Source organism: Spirillospora sp. CA-294931, assembly GCF_050946795.1.
Lineage (GTDB): Bacteria > Actinomycetota > Actinomycetes > Streptosporangiales > Streptosporangiaceae > Spirillospora.
Window position 1 is genome coordinate 7120105 of the sequence record NZ_CP192006.1, and the last position, 16249, is coordinate 7136353.

Annotated in this window: 17 protein-coding genes; 7 read left to right on the plus strand and 10 right to left on the minus strand. The window is 71.9% G+C overall.

The features are described from left to right. Window positions 1-49: 49 nt before the first annotated feature. Window positions 50-856, plus strand: coding sequence for an RNA polymerase sigma factor SigF (locus ACQPY4_RS32100; protein WP_433327272.1), 807 nt, complete (start codon window positions 50-52; stop codon window positions 854-856). Between the two features lie 3 nt (window positions 857-859). Here ACQPY4_RS32100 and ACQPY4_RS32105 read toward each other — a convergent pair whose 3' ends face one another. Continuing rightward, the gene (locus ACQPY4_RS32105) at window positions 860-1348 is read right to left on the minus strand and encodes a hypothetical protein (protein WP_433327274.1); all 489 of its coding nucleotides are present in this window, start codon (window positions 1346-1348) and stop codon (window positions 860-862) included. A gap of 91 nt (window positions 1349-1439) precedes the next feature. Here ACQPY4_RS32105 and ACQPY4_RS32110 point away from each other — a divergent pair, with 91 nt between their 5' ends. Continuing rightward, window positions 1440-2381 carry a diacylglycerol/lipid kinase family protein gene (locus ACQPY4_RS32110; RefSeq protein ID WP_433327276.1) on the plus strand — a complete coding sequence of 314 codons (942 nt, stop codon included), beginning with the start codon at window positions 1440-1442 and terminating at the stop codon, window positions 2379-2381. A gap of 295 nt (window positions 2382-2676) precedes the next feature. Continuing rightward, a complete protein-coding gene (locus tag ACQPY4_RS32115; protein ID WP_433327278.1) occupies window positions 2677-2937 on the plus strand; it encodes a WhiB family transcriptional regulator in 261 nt (86 codons plus the stop codon). Window positions 2938-3029: 92 nt separating this feature from the next. On the opposite strand, the gene ACQPY4_RS32120 is transcribed toward ACQPY4_RS32115, so the two are convergent. Next, window positions 3030-4595: a sensor histidine kinase gene (locus tag ACQPY4_RS32120; protein ID WP_433327280.1), complete on the minus strand. Its 1566-nt coding sequence runs from the start codon at window positions 4593-4595 to the stop codon at window positions 3030-3032. A 38-nt stretch (window positions 4596-4633) separates the two neighbouring features. Here ACQPY4_RS32120 and ACQPY4_RS32125 point away from each other — a divergent pair, with 38 nt between their 5' ends. From ACQPY4_RS32125 to ACQPY4_RS32135, 3 genes are all read left to right on the plus strand, one after another. Further along, a complete protein-coding gene (locus ACQPY4_RS32125; RefSeq protein ID WP_433327282.1) occupies window positions 4634-5824 on the plus strand; it encodes an 8-amino-7-oxononanoate synthase in 1191 nt (396 codons plus the stop codon). A gap of 18 nt (window positions 5825-5842) precedes the next feature. Next, entirely contained in the window at window positions 5843-6634 is a 792-nt protein-coding gene (locus tag ACQPY4_RS32130) for a GntR family transcriptional regulator (RefSeq protein WP_433327284.1), read from the plus strand. A gap of 112 nt (window positions 6635-6746) precedes the next feature. Further along, entirely contained in the window at window positions 6747-7439 is a 693-nt protein-coding gene (locus ACQPY4_RS32135) for a Uma2 family endonuclease (RefSeq protein WP_433327286.1), read from the plus strand. A gap of 181 nt (window positions 7440-7620) precedes the next feature. On the opposite strand, the gene bioB is transcribed toward ACQPY4_RS32135, so the two are convergent. Further along, the gene (gene bioB / locus ACQPY4_RS32140) at window positions 7621-8616 is read right to left on the minus strand and encodes a biotin synthase BioB (RefSeq protein ID WP_433327288.1); all 996 of its coding nucleotides are present in this window, start codon (window positions 8614-8616) and stop codon (window positions 7621-7623) included. Next, window positions 8613-9344 (minus strand): dethiobiotin synthase, encoded by a 732-nt coding sequence (gene bioD / locus ACQPY4_RS32145; RefSeq protein ID WP_433327290.1) that lies wholly within the window; start codon window positions 9342-9344, stop codon window positions 8613-8615. Before bioD ends, bioB begins: the two co-directional genes overlap by 4 nt. Before the next feature lie 112 nt (window positions 9345-9456). Here bioD and ACQPY4_RS32150 point away from each other — a divergent pair, with 112 nt between their 5' ends. Further along, on the plus strand, window positions 9457-10287 hold the full coding sequence (locus ACQPY4_RS32150) for a hypothetical protein (RefSeq protein ID WP_433327292.1): 831 nt from the start codon (window positions 9457-9459) through the stop codon (window positions 10285-10287). Window positions 10288-10289: 2 nt separating this feature from the next. On the opposite strand, the gene ACQPY4_RS32155 is transcribed toward ACQPY4_RS32150, so the two are convergent. The 6 genes from ACQPY4_RS32155 to rsrA all read right to left on the minus strand — a co-directional run bounded on the left by ACQPY4_RS32155 (window position 10290) and on the right by rsrA (window position 16219). Beyond that, on the minus strand, window positions 10290-10475 hold the full coding sequence (locus tag ACQPY4_RS32155) for a hypothetical protein (RefSeq protein WP_433327294.1): 186 nt from the start codon (window positions 10473-10475) through the stop codon (window positions 10290-10292). A gap of 13 nt (window positions 10476-10488) precedes the next feature. Continuing rightward, complete coding sequence (locus ACQPY4_RS32160) at window positions 10489-11835, minus strand: acetyl-CoA carboxylase biotin carboxylase subunit (protein WP_433327296.1); 1347 nt, start codon at window positions 11833-11835, stop codon at window positions 10489-10491. Between the two features lie 77 nt (window positions 11836-11912). After that, complete coding sequence (locus ACQPY4_RS32165; RefSeq protein ID WP_433327298.1) at window positions 11913-13265, minus strand: HD-GYP domain-containing protein; 1353 nt, start codon at window positions 13263-13265, stop codon at window positions 11913-11915. A 10-nt stretch (window positions 13266-13275) separates the two neighbouring features. Then, on the minus strand, window positions 13276-14622 hold the full coding sequence (locus tag ACQPY4_RS32170) for an HD-GYP domain-containing protein (RefSeq protein ID WP_433327300.1): 1347 nt from the start codon (window positions 14620-14622) through the stop codon (window positions 13276-13278). A 318-nt stretch (window positions 14623-14940) separates the two neighbouring features. Further along, window positions 14941-15867, minus strand: coding sequence for an NAD-dependent epimerase/dehydratase family protein (locus tag ACQPY4_RS32175; RefSeq protein ID WP_433327302.1), 927 nt, complete (start codon window positions 15865-15867; stop codon window positions 14941-14943). Window positions 15868-15925: 58 nt separating this feature from the next. Next, a complete protein-coding gene (gene rsrA / locus ACQPY4_RS32180) occupies window positions 15926-16219 on the minus strand; it encodes a mycothiol system anti-sigma-R factor (RefSeq protein WP_433327304.1) in 294 nt (97 codons plus the stop codon). Window positions 16220-16249 lie beyond the last annotated feature (30 nt).

Genomic DNA, 16249 nt, shown 5'->3' on the forward strand with positions numbered 1-16249 from the left:
GCGGAGCCCTTCCGCCGCGCGGGACCGAGCCGCTCGGCGAGGAGGCCCCGTGACGGAGAAGACGACCGTGGCCGGTGGGGAGCGCTCCGACGGGGCGGTCCCCGACCGCGCCCGTGCGCGCGCGCTTTTCGAGCGCCTGGCCGAGTTGCCCGAGGGCGACCCGGAGCGCCAGCGCATCCGCGACCAGCTGGTCGAGCTGCACCTGCCGCTGGTGGAGTACCTCGCGCGCCGCTTCCGCAACCGCGGCGAGTGGCTCGACGACCTGATCCAGGTCGCCACGATCGGGCTGATCAAGTCGATCGACCGGTTCGACCTGGGCCGCGGCGTGGAGTTCTCCACCTATGCCACGCCGACCATCGTCGGCGAGATCAAGCGGCACTTCCGCGACAAGGGCTGGGCCGTCCGGGTCCCCCGGCGCCTGCAGGAGCTCAAGCTCTCGCTCACCAAGGCGATCAGCGACCTCGCCCAGCGCGAGGGCCGCGCGCCCACGGTCAGCGAGTTGGCCAAGCACCTGCAGATGACCGAGGAGGAGGTGCTCGAGGGCCTGGAGTCCGCGAACGCCTACTCGACGGTCTCGCTGGACGCCCCCGACTCCGGCGACGAGGACGCGCCCGCCGTGGCCGACTCGCTCGGCATGATCGACGAGTCGCTCGAGGGCGTGGAGTACCGCGAGTCGCTCAAGCCGCTGCTGGAGAAGCTCCCGGCCCGCGAGAAGAAGATCCTTCTGCTGCGGTTCTTCGGCAACATGACCCAGTCGCAGATCGCCGCCGAGCTCGGGATCTCGCAGATGCACGTGTCGCGCCTGCTGGCGCGGACCCTGGCCCAGCTCCGCGAGGGCCTCACCGCCGACGAGTGACCGTCACGGCGCCGGGCGTTCGCTCCCGGCGTCGTCGCGGTTCTTGCCGTCTTCCGCCGGCTCCTCGGCGCGGTTCTCGCCGTCCGGCCCAGCGTCGTCTTCGTCGTCGTCCTCGGCGGTGTGGACGAGCCAGGCGGTGCTCGGCCCCGAGAGCGTGACCACGAGCGTGGCCGCCGCGACCAGCCCCAGCGGGACGGCGATGAAGTGCTGCTCGCTCTGCCACAGCGACCAGGCCACCGGGAGCGCGAACAGCTGCGTCAGGACGGTCGGCGCGCGGCTCCACGGCTCGGCGCGCAGCAGCCCCCGGGCGCAGTGCAGCATCCCCAGGCCGCCGAGCAGGGCCAGCGCGGTCACCGCGATCGCGGTCGTCTCGTCCACCGCGGAGCCGGAGACCGTCTCCCAGCCCACGAACAGGCCGAAGCCGAGCGCGGCGGCCCCCTCCAGGCCTTCGAGGGCGGCTGCTGCGTTCACGGTGAAGGGACGGTTCGCCACAACCCGAAACCCTACTCGGCCCCTTCGCCGTCGCGTGACCGGCTCTCCCCCTGTCGGCGGGCCACCCCCCGGTGGTCGGTACTCTGACGCGGTGCGCGCCATGCTGATCGCGAATCCCAAGGCGACCTCGACGTCGCGGCGGGCCCGGGACCTGCTCATCCGGGCCTTCTCCGGCGATGTCGAGCTGACCCTGGCCGAGACACGGCACCGAGGCCACGCCATGGAGCTGGCCCGCCGCGGCGCCGTGGAGGGCTTCGACGTGGTGGTGGCCCTCGGCGGCGACGGCACCGTCAACGAGGCGGTCAACGGGCTGCTGGCCAAGGGCCCCTCCGACGACCTGCCCGCGCTGGCCGTGCTGCCCATCGGCAGCGCCAACGTGTTCGCCCGCTCCCTGGGGCTGCCCAACGACCCGATCGCCGCGACCCGGACGATCCTGGAGGCGCTCCGGGCCGGACGGCACCGGACGGTCGGCCTCGGCGCCGCCTGCCTCCCCGACGGCTCGCGCCGCTATTTCACCTTCAACGCCGGTGTCGGTCTCGACGCCGAAGTGGTGCGCGAGGTGGAACGCCGGCGCGGCGCGGGTTTCAAGGCCGACCCTTCCCTCTATGTGCGCACCGCCGCGCGGCATTTCTTCTCCGGCACCGATCGGCGGCGTCCGGCCCTCACTTTGGAGGTGCCGGGACAGCCGCCGAAATCGGGGCTCTTTCTGGTGTGGATCTCCAATAGCTCGCCCTGGACTTTCATGGGCCCGGTGGCCGTGAATCCGAGCCCGCGCGCCACGTTCGGGCGCGGCCTGGACGCGTTCGCCATCAGCTCGCTGGACGTCGCGCCCGTGGTCAGCGCCCTGACCCAGATGATGGTGACGCCGTCGCGCCCGGTGCGGGGACGGCAGGTCGTCAACGTCCACGACGCGCCGGAGATCACGCTGCGCTCGGAGCGTCCGGTGGCCTTCCAACTGGACGGCGACTACCTTGGGGAGCAGGAGACGGTCACCTTCCGATCCGTGCCGAAGGCGATACGCATTGTCATATGACGCTGATCACAGCGTTTGTTAACGCCAAAGCAACACGGGCGACCCCCTGATGTGACACATGCGACACCCATACCTTGAGAAACGTTTCTCAAAGGCCTTGCGTCTGCCCGCGCCCCCCTGACACGCTCAAAGTGCGCCAGCCGACAGGGGCCCAGTGCCGTCCGCCTCCTGATCGATAGCGCGCCACAGAACACACATCATCCGAGCGCCCGCGACGAGCGGCTCATGATGTGGCCACATGTGAACCAGTTCACAAAGTGGAGTGCCGTCTCCACACGACGAAGGAGTGGACCGCATGGACTGGCGCCACCGCGCTGCCTGCCGTGACGTGGACCCCGAGCTGTTCTTCCCGATCGGCAACACCGGGCCCGCGATCCTGCAGATCGAAGAGGCCAAGCAGGTCTGCCGCCGCTGCGACGTGTCCGACGCCTGCCTGCGCTGGGCGCTGGAGTCGGGCCAGGACTCCGGTGTCTGGGGCGCCATGGGCGAGGACGAGCGCCGCTCGCTCAAGCGCCGCAACGCCCGCGCCCGGGCACGCGCCAACGCCAACATCTGAATCCCCCTCGCCGCGGTCGGCGCGGCCTCCGAGCCCCCGGGTAGGAGAGCCATCGGCGCCGATCCGCACCCCACGACGCCCGTGGGCCCGTCTCAGCGAGGCGGTCCCGTCCGGGGGCCCTGGTCGATCGGGACGTCCACCATGACCTCGGTGCCCCCGGCATCGCGCCGCCGGAAGTCCAGCTGGCCGCCCAGCTCGCCCACGATCAGCGTCCGGACGATCTGCAGCCCCAGGCTGTTGGTCGCCTCCACGTCGAAGTCGCCCGGCAGCCCCACGCCGTTGTCCGAGACCGTGACCACCAGGCGCGGCGGCTCCCCCTCATCGCCGTAGCGCCGGGCCACCACCTCCAGCGTCCCGTCGCGGCCCTTGGCCAGGCCGTGTTCGAGCGCGTTCTGCAGCAGCTCGGTCAGTGCCATCGCCAGCGGCGTGGCCACCTCGGCGGGCAGCACCCCGAAGCTCCCCGCGCGCCGGGGCGTGACCCGCGTCTCCGGGGTCGACACCTCCCCCGCCATCATGATCACGCGGTCGGCGATGTCGTCGAAGTCGATCAGCTCGTCGGGCGTGTGCGAGAGCGTCTCGTGCACGATCGCGATCGAACCGACCCGCCGCACCGCCTCGTCGAGCGCCGCCCGTCCCTCCGGGATCTGCAACCGCCGCGCCTGGAGCCGCAGCAGCGCCGCCACCGTCTGCAGGTTGTTCTTCACCCGGTGATGGATCTCGCGGATGGTGGCGTCCTTGGTCATCAGCTCGCGGTCGCGCCAGCGCAGCTCGGTGACGTCGCGGCACAGCACGACCGCGCCGATCCGCGTCCCGCCGACCACCAGCGGGATCGTCCGCAGCTGCATCACCGGGCCGTTCGCCTCGACCTCGACCTCGCGCGGGGCCCGGCCGCTGAGGATCACGCTCAGCGCCTCCTCCATCGGCTCCCCGGTGTCGCACAGCCGCGTCGTGACCGTCCCCAGCGACTCCCCCACCAGGTCGGTCGGGTAGCCGAGCCGCCGGTAGGCCGACTGCGCGTTCGGGCTGGCGTAGCTCACCCGTCCGCTGCGGTCGAGCCGGATCAGCCCGTCGCCCACCCGGGGCGAGCGGACCATGTTGGGCTCCTCCCCGGGGACGGGGAAGCGCCCCTCGGAGATCATCTGAGCCAGGTCGCTGGCGCTCTGCAGATAGGTCAGCTCCAACCGGCTCGGCGTCCTGGCGGAGCTGAGGTTGGTGCTGCGCTGGATGATGCCGAGCACCTTCACCCCCCGCCGGACGGGGATCGACTCCTCGCGCACCGGGATGCCGCTCCCCCACTCGGGGTCGCCCTCGCGCACGATGCGGCGCTCGCGCCACGCCACGTCGATCAGGCCGCGCCGCCCCGATCGGACGACCTTGCCCACCAGATCCTCGGGATAGGCCGTCGGCCCGGTGGTTGGCCGCATCTGGGCGATCGCGACCCACCCGTGCACCGAGCCGTCCGGGCGCGGCACCGTCCTCCGGCGCGGGCCCTCCTCGGCCGGAAGCGCGTCGCCCGAGCTGAGCGGCACCCAAAGCAGCAGGTCAGCAAAGGAGAGGTCGGCCAGCAGCTGCCAGTCGGAGACCAGAGCGTGCAGCCACTCCAGGTCGTTGTCGGTCAGGTCGGTGTAGTCGCGAACCAGATCGGTCAGGGTGGGCACGCGTCCATCATCGCGCACCGACCTGGCAGTATGCCTCCATGACCCCAGGACGGGACCCCCTGGCCCGGTTCAGGACGGCCGCCGCCGGACGCGCCGAGGCCGGCCTGCGCCGCCGGCTGCGCCCGCGCACCGCCGACCACGACGGCCTCATCGACCTGGCGTCCAACGACTACCTGGGGCTGTCCCGCGACCCCCGGCTCGTCGAGGGCGCCGTCCGAGCCGCGCACCGCTGGGGAACGGGCTCGACCGGTTCCCGCCTGGTCACCGGCACCACCCGCCTGCACGCCGAGCTCGACGACCGCCTGGCCGAGTTCACCGGCGCCCCCGCGGGGCTGGCCTTCTCCTCCGGCTTCCTGGCGAACCTGGGCGCCGTCGGCGCGCTGTCGGGCCCCGGCGCCCTGGTGGTGTCCGACCAGGGCAACCACGCCTCCATCGTCGACGCCTGCCGCCTTTCCCGGGCCCGCGTGGCGGTCGTCCCGCACCGCGACGTCCAGGCGGTGGAACAGGCCCTGGCCGAGCGCGACGAGGAACACGCCCTCGTCGTGACCGACGGCGTCTTCTCCGTGGACGGCGACCTGGCACCCCTCCAGGACCTCCACAAGACCGCCCGGGCACACGGGGCCCTCCTGATCGTCGACGAGGCCCACTCGCTCGGCGTCGTCGGCACCGGCGGCCGGGGCGCCGCCCACGCCGCCGGGATCGCCGCCGAACCCGACGTCGTGCTCACCCTCACGCTCTCCAAGTCGCTGGCGTCCCAGGGCGGGGCCGTCCTCGGCGCGCCCGAGGTGATCGACACCCTGGTCAACACGGGCCGCCCGTTCATCTTCGACACCGGCCTCAACCCGCCCGCCGCCGGAGCCGCCCTGGCCGCGCTGGACGTCCTGGCCCGGGAACCCGACCTGCCCGCCCGCGCCCGAGACGTCGCCCGGCGGATGGCGTCCCTGGCCGCCGGTCTTGGCCTGGAGACCACCTCACCCGCCGCGGCCGTCGTCCCGGTGTTCCTCGGCGAGCCCCAGACGGCCCTTGACGCGGCGGAGACCTGCGTTGGGTACGGTGCCAAGGTCGGCTGCTTCCGGCCCCCTTCCGTCCCCAAAGGGCGGGCCTGCCTGCGGCTGACCGCCCGCGCGACCGTGACCGAGTCCGACCTCACGGTGCTCGCGGAAGCACTCTCGGCAGTCGCGGGCTCTACGGCTCGTAGTCTTCCGCATAACATCGGGGATAACCGATGATGAACGTGAGGAGATGCCGTGACGGAGGTCAGGGGCGGGCCCCGGCACGGGGGCGGATATGAACGCGCACCGCTGAGCGACCTCGGCCGCCACCACTCGGCCCAGGCCCCGCGAATCCCCAAGTACTACAAGCTCAAAGAGCTGCTCGTCGAGCTGATCCAGTCGCTGCCCCCCGGCAGCCCCCTCCCGCCCGAGCGCGCCCTCGCCGAGAAGTACGAGACCTCCCGCACCACCGTCCGCCAGGCCCTGGCCGAACTCGTCGTCGAGGGCCGCCTCCAGCGCATCCAGGGCAAGGGCACCTTCGTCGCCAAGCCGAAGGTCTCCCAGGAGCTCCAGCTGGTCAGCTACACCGAAGACATGCGCCACAAGGGCCTGCGCCCCGAGACCCGCATCCTGGAGATCGGCTACGTCAGCGCGGACGAGCGCCTGGCGTCCCTGCTGGGCATCCGCCCGGGCGGCCGCGTCCTGCGCATCCACCGCCTCCGCCTGGCCGACGGCGAGGCCATGTCGATCGACACCTCCCACCTCCCGGCCCGCCGCTTCCCCGGCCTCCGCCGCGAACTCCCCCGCCACCGCTCCCTCTACGAGACCCTCGCCACGGCCTACGACGTCCACCTGGCCGAGGCCGAAGAGACCATCGAGACCGTCCTGGCCACCCCCCACGACGCCCAGCTCCTCGCCGTCGACGTCGGCCTCCCCCTCCTCCTCCTCTCCCGCCACGCCTTCGACGCCACCGACCAGCCCGTCGAATGGGCCCAGTCCCTCTACCGAGGCGACCGCTACAAATTCATAACCCGCCTCCGCCGCTAACCCAACCGCGACCTTTCCCACCTTCCGGACGCGTTGCGACGTCCTCGATACACTCCGAACACACGTTCCCTACGATGACCCGGAGCACACCGTGAGGGAAGGATCACGAGAAGTGACCATTGACGTGGTTCCGGAGCACAAGCAGAAGTTTCCGGACACGCCGCACGCCATGTGGGTGCGCGGCGAACTCGATGACTTCCTCCACCTCCCCGAAGGCCACCGCGCCGAGATCATCGGAGGAAAGATCGTCGTGTCCCCCGCCCCGACGATTCCCCATGGCGGAATCATTCAGGACATCTCCGATGCCCTGACCATGGCCCGGGCCTCGGACCCGGACTTCCCCTGGAGGCCCTTACAGGGCGCCGACCTCAGCTTCCTCAGCGCCGTCGAGGGTTACGTCCCCGACCTCGTCGTGCTGGACGCCGGGCTCCTCAAGGAGGCACGCGGCGCCCAGATGTCCAAGTTCTCGCCGGACCAGATCGAGATGGTGGTGGAGGTCACCTCCCCCAACGGCCCGGAGAACGACCGGCCCCCCACGGCCGACAGATCCCCCCAAAAGAGAATCACGAAGTGGACCGGCTACGCGCGAGCCGAGCTCCCCTACTATCTCCTGGTCGATCGTGATCCAAAGCTCGCGCGGACCACGCTCTACACAATCCCCGCCCAGAACCCGAGCGCCTATCTCCACGAAGAGACATGGAACTTCGGGGAGATGATCCGCCTGCCCGACCCGTTCGACATCGACATCGACACCACTGACTGGAAGCCCTGGCCGGACGGCCCCACCCCCGAGGAACCGGTGTAACGGCGAACACAGCCACCGGGGCAAGGACGGAGCCCCAAGGGGGTCCAGGGGGCGGAGCCCCTTGGCGGGGGTGCGGGGGCGGAGCCACCGCCCGGGTGGGGGCGCCACCCGGAGGGAGCGCTAGCGACCGAGGATGGCGCCCCCACCCGGCCTGGGGGTCTGGGGGTTGGGACCCCCAGGTCTACAGAGTCTTGCTGAGGGCCTTGATGGGCATCTGGAGTTCTTCCAGGAGGTCGAGGTCCTTTTCGGCGGGGCGGCCCAGGGTGGTGAGGTAGTTGCCGACGATGATGGCGTTGATGCCGCCGAGCATGCCGTCGCGGGTTCCGAGGTCGCCGAGGGTGAGCTCGCGGCCGCCGGCGTAGCGGAGGATGGTGCGGGGCAGGGCCAGACGGAAGGTGGCGATGGTCTTGAGGGCCTCGGGGCCCTCGACCAGGGGCAGGTCGGCGAACGGGGTGCCGGGACGGGGCGCCAGGAAGTTCAGCGGGACCTCGTGGGGTTCGAGTTCGGCCAGCTGGCCGGCGAACTCGGCGCGCTGCTCGACGGTCTCGCCCATGCCGACGATGCCGCCGCAGCAGACCTCCATGCCGGCCTCCTTGACCATGCGGAGGGTGTCCCAGCGCTCCTCCCACGAGTGGGTGGTGACGACGTTGGGGAAGTGGGAGCGGGCCGTCTCCAGGTTGTGGTTGTAGCGGTGGACGCCCATCGCGGTCAGCTCGTCCACCTGCTCCTGGGTGAGCATGCCGAGGGAGCAGGCGATGTTGATCTCGACGGCCTCGTTGATGGCCTTGATGCCGTCGCGGACCTGGGACATCAGGCGCTCGTCCGGGCCGCGGACGGCGGCGACGATGCAGAACTCGGTGGCGCCGGTCCTGGCGGTCTCCTTGGCGGCCTCGACCAGTTCGGGGATGTTGAGCCAGACGCTGCGGACGGGCGAGGTGAACTGGCCCGACTGGGAGCAGAAGTGGCAGTCTTCGGGGCAGCCGCCGGTCTTGAGGGAGATGATGCCCTCGACCTCGACCTCCGGGCCGCACCAGGTCATGCGGACCTCGTGGGCGAGGGCGAGCAGCTCTTCGAGGCGGTCGTCGGGGAGGTTCAGGCATTCCAGGGCCTGCTCGGCCGAGAGCCCACGGCCCTCTTCGAGCACCTGACGGCGGGCCACTTCGAGGATGTCGGTCATGGGTTCTCCCTAGTCAAGCCGTAGCTGTCGCGAAACGTAGCAGCGTCGAAGCCGCCACCGAACACGGGGGCCATCGCCGCGTGGGCGGCGAGGAGGAACTCGGCGGGGTCGAGGGAACCGGAACCGGCGGGCATCGCCCCGGCCAGCGGCCGGGCGGCGATCGTCTCCAGATCTCGCAGGTTGCTGCGCATGGCCAGGTCGGGGTCGTCCGGCCAGGAGCCGAGGACGACCCCGGCCAGCTGGACGCCCCGGTGGGCCATCGCCTCAAGGGTGAGCGCGGTGTGGTTGAGCGTCCCGAGGTCGGGACGGGCCACGACGACGACCGCGGCGCCGAGCCAGCGCGCCAGGTCGGCGATGGTGGCGCCCTCCTCGTCGTAGCGGACCAGCAGCCCGCCCGCGCCCTCGACCAGGACCAGCCGGTGCGACTGGGAGAGCTCCTTGATCCGGTCGACGGCCTCGGGGAGCCGGACGGGCGGACGCCCGGCGCGACGGGCCGCCGCGGCGGGCGAGAGGGGGTCGGGGAAGCGGGCGAACTCGTGCAGTTCGCCCACGCCGGCGAGCCTGGCGACCTCGTCGAGGTCGCCCGGTTCACCGGGTGCGGTGCCGGTCTGGGCGGGCTTGACGACGGCCACCGACGACCCTCGTGTGGCGGCCAGCGCCGCCAGGGCCGCGGTGACGACCGTCTTGCCGACCCCGGTACAGGTCCCGGAAACCACGAGCACGCTCACGAGCGCACATTAGCGCGGGGTCCCTAGAGGATGGCTCGACGAACCCCACAGTCTTGCCCGGTCGTTTTTGTATCGGCGGGAACCAATGGGCCGCGGGAGGCGTCCAAGGCGCATGGCCGTTCCAACAGTTCTCAAGATCAGCCGAGCGGCCGCAGTGCTGATCGTTGGGGTGGGGGCCCTCGCAGCCTGCGGCTCGGACGACGGTGGCAGGATCAGCGCGGATTCGCCCGCGCCCCGGACCTCCGCGCCGAACGACGCGTCCGACGGCGCGCCCGCCGGGGACGCGCGGCTGGTGCTGCGGTCCAAGCAGTCGGGCGGGTTCGCGGGGCTCGGCGGGCCGGGCTCCGTCCCGGACTTCTCCCTGTTCAGCGACGGACGCGCGATCGTGTCCGAGCCGAAGGGGGCGGTGCCCGTCCTGCGTGAGTACCGGCTGACGCCCGCCGCGCTGGCCAAGCTGCTGGCGGACGCGCGGGCCGCGGGCCTGGAGCGTTCGCGCTCGATCGGCGAGGGCGACCAGATCGCGGACGGCATCACGCTGGAGATCTCGATGGGCAGGGCGACGACGCGGATCCTGCAGCCCGAGAGCCGACCGGATCCGGCCGCGAGATTCGCCAAGCGGCTCGACCCGTCCGGCTGGGCGCCCGGCGACCTGGCGGCCAAGCCGCGCGTGTACGAACCGGCCGCGGTGGCCGCGATCGCCGGTGAGTCGCTGAACGGCACCGGCCGCACGCTCGACTGGACGCTCGCGCCGCTGGGCAAGGGCGAGCAGGCCGCGGGCGGGCTGTGCACCGTGCTGAAGGGGCGGGACGCCCAGACGGCGCGCAAGGTCGTCGGCGCCGAGCAGATCGGCACCGGCTGGCGCAGCCAGGGCAAGGTCTACTCGGTGCGGCTGCGTCCGCTGCTGCCCGACGAGAGCACCTGTAAGGACGCCGCCCGCGCCTGACCTCAGGCCGAGCTGAGCACCCCGTGCTCGACGCAGCGGGCGCTCCAGCCCACCGGCGTCACCTGGACGACCATCCGCCGGCGGCAGCTCGCGCAGTAGCGCGGCGGCTCCATCCGCCGGGCGGCCCGGCACGCCTGGTGGTCACCGTCGGCGGCGGGCTCGCCGCACCGGTCGCAGTACGTCTCCACGAGCCGAAGGGTACTACCGCATCCGGCCGACGATGCCGGTGTCGTAGGTGCCCTTCGCGAACTCCGGGGTGTCCAGGAGCTCGGCCAGGAAGGGCAGGTTGGTCGGGAGGCCGTCGATCGTGAACGCGCCGAGCGCGGCGCGGGCCCGGTCGAGCGCGGCGGGACGGTCGGCCGCGTGCACGCAGAGCTTGGCCAGCAGCGGATCGTAGTAGGGGGTGACGGTGTTGCCCTCGGCGTAGCCCGCGTCGATGCGGATGCCCTCGCCGACGGGCTCCTCCCAGACCTTGATCGTCCCGGACGTGGGCAGGAACCGCCGCGGATCCTCGGCGTGGACGCGCAGTTCGAGGGCGTGCCCGCGCGGCGTCGCGTCGGTGAAGGACGGCGGCTCGCCCGCCGCGACGCGCAACTGCTGCTCGACCAGGTCGATGCCGGTGACCAGCTCGGTGACCGGGTGCTCGACCGGGAGCCGGGTGTTCATCTCCAGGAAGAAGAAGGTCTGCGCGGCGGGTTCGACCAGGCATTCGACGGTGCCCGCGCCGCGATATCCGACGGCCTCGCCCGCCCGGACGGCCGCGTCCAGCATGCGGGCGCGCAGCTCGGCCCCGACGCCCGGGGACGGCGACTCGTCGGCGACCTTCTTGTGGCGGCGCTGGACCGAGCAGTCGCGCTCGCCGAGGGCCACGACGGTGCCGTCGGCGAGCCCGAGGATCTGGATCTCGACATGGCGGGCGTGCTCGACGAACCGTTCGAGCAGGATGTCCGCGCTCCCGAATACGCGCTCGGCCTGGGTGCGGGCGTTCTGGTAGGCGGTGCGGAGCTCGGCCTCGTCGCGGGCGGCGCTCATGCCCAGGCCGCCGCCGCCCGCCGCGATCTTGACCATGACCGGGTAGCCGATGCGCTCGGCCTCCTCGGCGGCGGTCCGGGCGTCGGTGACCGGCTCCCAGACCCCGGGTGCGACGGGCACGCCGGCGTCCTTCATCAGGTTCCGCGCGTTGACCTTGTCGCCCATCCGGGCGATGGTCAGCGGGGGCGGGCCGATCCAGCCCAGGCCCTCGTCGACGACCCGGCGCGCGAAGTCGGCGCTCTCGGACAGGTATCCGTACCCCGGGTGGACCGCGCGGGCGTTGGTCCTGCGGGCCGCTTCGAGGATCTTGGAGACGTCCAGGTAGGAGTCGCGCGGCGGGGCGGGGCCGAGCAGCACGGCCTCGTCGGCCTCGGCCACGAAGGGCAGCTCGGCGTCCGCCTCGGAGTACACGGCGATGGACTTCAGGCCCATCGCGCGCACCGTCCGGATGACCCGGCTGGCGATCTCGCCCCGGTTCGCCACGAGCACCGACTCGAACACCTGCGGGCCCCTCATCGTCGTGATCCGTCCGGACGTGGCCGAGACTAGTCCCGCACCGGGGGGCGCGGGCAGCAAATCAGGAGCCGGATTGGTCACAGACGCGGGCGCCGGTCGACGACGCGGCTGAGCGCCTCGACCACGGCCGGGTCGTACTCGGCGGCCGAGTCGAGCCTGAGCCGCTCCAGGACGGCCGCGCCGCGGTCGCGGTCGGAGGAGTCGCCGACCAGGTCGTCGTAGGCGTTGGCGACCTTGATGATGCGGCTGGCCAGGGGCGGCGGCAGCGGTCTGAGCGCGGCCGAGGCCTGGCCGCCGTTCACCGGCTCGCCGTGGCCCGTCCGGTAGGGATGGGACGACAGGTGAACGATGTGCGCCACCCGGTCGAGCACGCCCGTCTGCTTGATCACCTCGGCGCCCAGCTCGGCGATGCGGCGCTGCTCGGTGGGCGAGGCCAGGACGGTCGCGCCCCCGGGGATCGGGTCGCCCAGCGAGAGCTGCCCGATGTCGTGCATCAGCGCCGCGTACTCCAGTTCGAGCAGTTCCTCCTCGGCCATGCCCAGCTCGCGTCCCATGGCCACCGACAGCCGCGAGACCCGCCGCGAGTGGCCGGTCTCGACGTACCCGCCGACCTCGGTGACCCGCGACAGGGCCCGGACGGTCTGCAGGTAGGTGGCGCGGATTCCGGCGTAGCGCCGGAACGCGAACTGCGTGACCAGGATCGGCGCGGTGAACACCAGCAGCGCCGCCGGGCCGAGCACGGTGGTGGCGACGGCGATGAGCATGGCGGTGGCGCTGGTGGCCGCGCACAGGGCCAGCTTGGCGCGGATCTCGTCGCGCAGCGCGATCCCGAACCTGGCCCGGACGGCCTCGGCCCGGATCAGCGCGGCGATCACCACGTCGGTGAAGCAGGAGATGATCACCACGCCGCCCATCAGCGCGAGCAGCAACTGCCAGCCGAGGTCGAACGAGAGCAGCGGGCGGAAGCACAGCGCGACGATCGCGGCGGTGAACAGCCGCCGGGCCATGGCGTCCAGCCGGGGCGTCCGGCCGACCGCGATGTGCGGCAGCGAGCCGACGAGCATCGCCACCGCGGTGACGGCCACGACCTGGAAGGGCGAGTGCTTGGCGGCCACGACGTCCAGCGGCGAGCCGGACGGCGCGCCCCCCGGCCCGAGGCCGATGAGCAGCGCGTACCCGATCGCGCCCGCGCTGGCGATGGGGGCGACCTCGCGGTTGCCGGGCATCACCATGCGGAACAGCTCGCCGAGCGCGATCAGCACCCCGAACTTGACCGCGACGCCGGTCTGTTCCAGCCCGACCGCGGCGACCTGGGTGATCGCCACGATCACCAGCAGCCCGGCGGTGGCGATCAGCAGCAGCTGGCCGGAGTCGACCGTCTGCCAGGCGGCCCGCTCGCGGGCGTGGACGCGTGCCTCTCGTACCGTCATCGCGCGGCCCCTATCGGCGGATGCCGTCGCCGGCGACGCGGATGGGGGCGCTGGGGTCGTCGTGGTCCTGCTGGGTGGTCTCGACGACGTCGTTCTCGGGCAGCACCACGGGCTTGGGCGGCTCCCAGCCGTCGCGCTCCAGGGCGCGCAGGAACGCCTCGACGATGTCGGGGTCGAAGTGGTCGCCCGCTCCCCTGCGCAGCTCCTCGACCGCCTCGGTGATGGTGCGCGCGGCCCGGTAGGAGCGGGTGGAGGTCATGGAGTCGAACGCGTCGGCCACCGAGATCACCCGGGCGAACTCGGGGATCTCGTCGCCCGCCAGGCCCATGGGGTAGCCGCGCCCGTTCATCTTCTCGTGGTGGTGCATGATGCCCGCGAGCGCCTCGTCCAGGAACCCGATCTCGCGGACGATCTCCAGCCCGCGCATGGGGTGCAGCTGGATCGCGGCGAACTCCTCTTCGGTGAGCGAGCCGGACTTCTGCAGGACCTTGGTCGGGACGCCGAGCTTGCCGACGTCGTGCAGCATCCCGGCGTACCTGATCGCCTCGACCCGGTCCGAGCGCATCCCGATCTCCTGGGCGATCATCACCGAGCCCCGGGAGACCCGTTCGGAGTGCCCCCGGGTGTAGTAGTCCTTGGTCTCGACGGCCTGGCACAGCGAGGCGAGCGTCGCGGCGTGCGCCTGCTGCTGGGCGCGGGTCTGCTCGAACGCCCAGCGGGCGATGAACAGCGGCAGCAGCACCAGGACGGCGGCGAAGGCATCCACCCGGGGCCACAGCCCGCCGATCAGCAGGCCGAACATGCCGTAGCCGAGGCAGCCGACGGCGAGCTGGCCGCTCTCGCGCAGCAGCTCGCGGGGGGCGGCCTGCTTGGACAGCAGCAGGACGCCGGCCATCAGCGCCAGGTTGACGAAGACGAAGGTGGCCAGGGCGCCCAGGAACGGGCCGATGACGTGCTCGACCCAGCCGGTCTTCTCGGAGGTGTAGCGGTTGCCGCCCAGCGCCTCGAAGACCGTTCCGGCGGCGAAGCCGCACAGGGCGAACTGGGCGCCGTTGAACACCCGCTTCACGGGGGCGAACAGCCGCTGGCCGGTGATCACGGCGGTGGCACCGAGCAGCGCCGCCCCGACCGGGCCCAGCAGGACGACGCCCGCCAGGCTGGCGGCGAAGCTCAGCGAGACGCGCGCGCGCTCGACGTTGAGCAGCGCGGGCGCGGAGTCGCAGATGAAGAACAGGACGGCCAGGACGGCCAGGGTGCGCCACTCCAGGCCCTGGAGGGACGACGTCGCGATGAGGCCGGTCGCCAGGACGACCACCCCACAGACGTACACCCACGCAGCGAGAGGTAGTCCACGCATTGCCGCCCCTTCTGGAGTCGACGTCCGGGGGTCTCCCCCTGGATGACACGCGGGCCGCCGCCCGGGTTCACAGGTGTGCGCGCACCTAGACCCAGGACACGCCCTTGGGCATCGTCAACGACGTTATCGTGACGTCCTCGCCGAGGACCGCCATCACATGCTCGGGCATGGCTCCCTTTACTCCCTCCATGACCCCTGACCCGGACGCGCGTTAGTTCCCGTCGCTGATTCAGGCACAAGCCTAACGCGGGAGGCCCCAGCCCCACAGGCATGACATGAATCGTGAGCAAAGCGTGAAGTTCCTGTCACATGGAGTGATCAATTGGGCCCTGACAAGCGTTCTCTGGCCCAGGCGACCGTTTCGGCCAGACCTTGACGCAACTCGATCTTGGGGGCCCAGCCGAGCTCCTCGCGGGCCGAGCCGGGGTCGACCGCCATCGCGGGGAGGTCGCCCAGCCGCGCCGGGGCGAACTCGGGCTCGTCCGGCGCCCCGGCCGCCCCGGCGACCAGCGAGTGCAGCTCGCGGTCGGTGGTCTGGAGGCCGGTGCCGACGTTGAAGCGCCGTCCGCCCCCGTCCGGGCCGGTCGCGCGGGCGAACGCGTCGACGACGTCGTGCACGTACACGTAGTCGCGGGTCTGCTTTCCGTCACCGAAGACCTTGGTCGGACGTCCGGCGAGCAGCGCGTCGGTGAAGATCGAGATGACCCCGGCCTCGCCCTCGGGCGTCTGCCGGGGACCGTACACGTTGGCGAGGGTCAGCGTGGTGAAGTCGAGGCCGTGCAGCGCCCGGTACATCCGCGCGTACACCTCGCCGGTCACCTTGGACGCCGCATACGGGGAGGCCGGACGCAATTCGGCGTCCGCCGGTACGGGCAGCGCGTCGGGCACGCCGTAGACCGCGCAACTGGAGGTGAAGACCACCTTGCGGCTGCCCCCCAGCCGCGCCGCCTCCAGGACGTTCGCGGTGCCGAGCACGTTCGTCCGGGCGTCGCCCAGCGGGTCGCCGACGCTCACCCGCACGCTGACCTGCGCCGCGAGATGGCAGACCACCTCGGGGGCGAGCGTCTGGACGCGGGCCGCGAGCGCGGGGTCGGCGACGTCCATCCGCCACAGCTCCACATCGGGACGCGTGTTGGAGCCCGAGGACAGGTCGTCCACGCCGACGACCCGGTGGCCGTCGGCCAGCAGCCGGTCGACGAGATGGGACCCGATGAACCCGGCCGCGCCGGTGACGAGAACGAGCATTCCCGCACACTACCGAGCGGCCCCGCACCCGCATGCCGGACGCGGGAGCGTGGCCGGGTCAGGCCGTGTCGGGCGTCTTGGCCTCGGTCGCCCTGATCTCGCCGCAGATCTCCTCGATGCGGCTGAGCACCTTGGCCTTCAGCTCGTCCGGCGCCGACTCGCAGGCGCAGGACTTGTTGACCAGCTTCTTCACGGCCTCCTCAAGGCCGTACTCCTGGAGGCAGGGGCTGCACTCGTCGAGGTGCTCCTGCACCTCGCTGCACCCTCCCTGGTCGAGCTCGCCGTCCAGGTAGGTGTAGACGCGCGCCAGGACTTCGTCGCAGGGCGTGTCGTGGTGGTCGCCACAGCTCATGGCTCACTCACCTTTCCCAGGGAGGATCCG

What these genes read in the sequence shown, in the direction of transcription:
- ACQPY4_RS32115 (WP_433327278.1), top strand. Translation starts at nt 2,677, where the DNA reads ATGGACTGGCGCCACCGCGCTGCCTGCCGTGACGTGGACCCCGAGCTG.
- ACQPY4_RS32125 (WP_433327282.1), top strand. Translation starts at nt 4,634, where the DNA reads ATGACCCCAGGACGGGACCCCCTGGCCCGGTTCAGGACGGCCGCCGCC.
- bioB (WP_433327288.1), bottom strand. Translation starts at nt 8,616, where the DNA reads ATGACCGACATCCTCGAAGTGGCCCGCCGTCAGGTGCTCGAAGAGGGC.
- ACQPY4_RS32150 (WP_433327292.1), top strand. Translation starts at nt 9,457, where the DNA reads ATGGCCGTTCCAACAGTTCTCAAGATCAGCCGAGCGGCCGCAGTGCTG.
- ACQPY4_RS32160 (WP_433327296.1), bottom strand. Translation starts at nt 11,835, where the DNA reads ATGAGGGGCCCGCAGGTGTTCGAGTCGGTGCTCGTGGCGAACCGGGGC.
- ACQPY4_RS32165 (WP_433327298.1), bottom strand. Translation starts at nt 13,265, where the DNA reads ATGACGGTACGAGAGGCACGCGTCCACGCCCGCGAGCGGGCCGCCTGG.
- ACQPY4_RS32170 (WP_433327300.1), bottom strand. Translation starts at nt 14,622, where the DNA reads ATGCGTGGACTACCTCTCGCTGCGTGGGTGTACGTCTGTGGGGTGGTC.
- ACQPY4_RS32175 (WP_433327302.1), bottom strand. Translation starts at nt 15,867, where the DNA reads ATGCTCGTTCTCGTCACCGGCGCGGCCGGGTTCATCGGGTCCCATCTC.
- rsrA (WP_433327304.1), bottom strand. Translation starts at nt 16,219, where the DNA reads ATGAGCTGTGGCGACCACCACGACACGCCCTGCGACGAAGTCCTGGCG.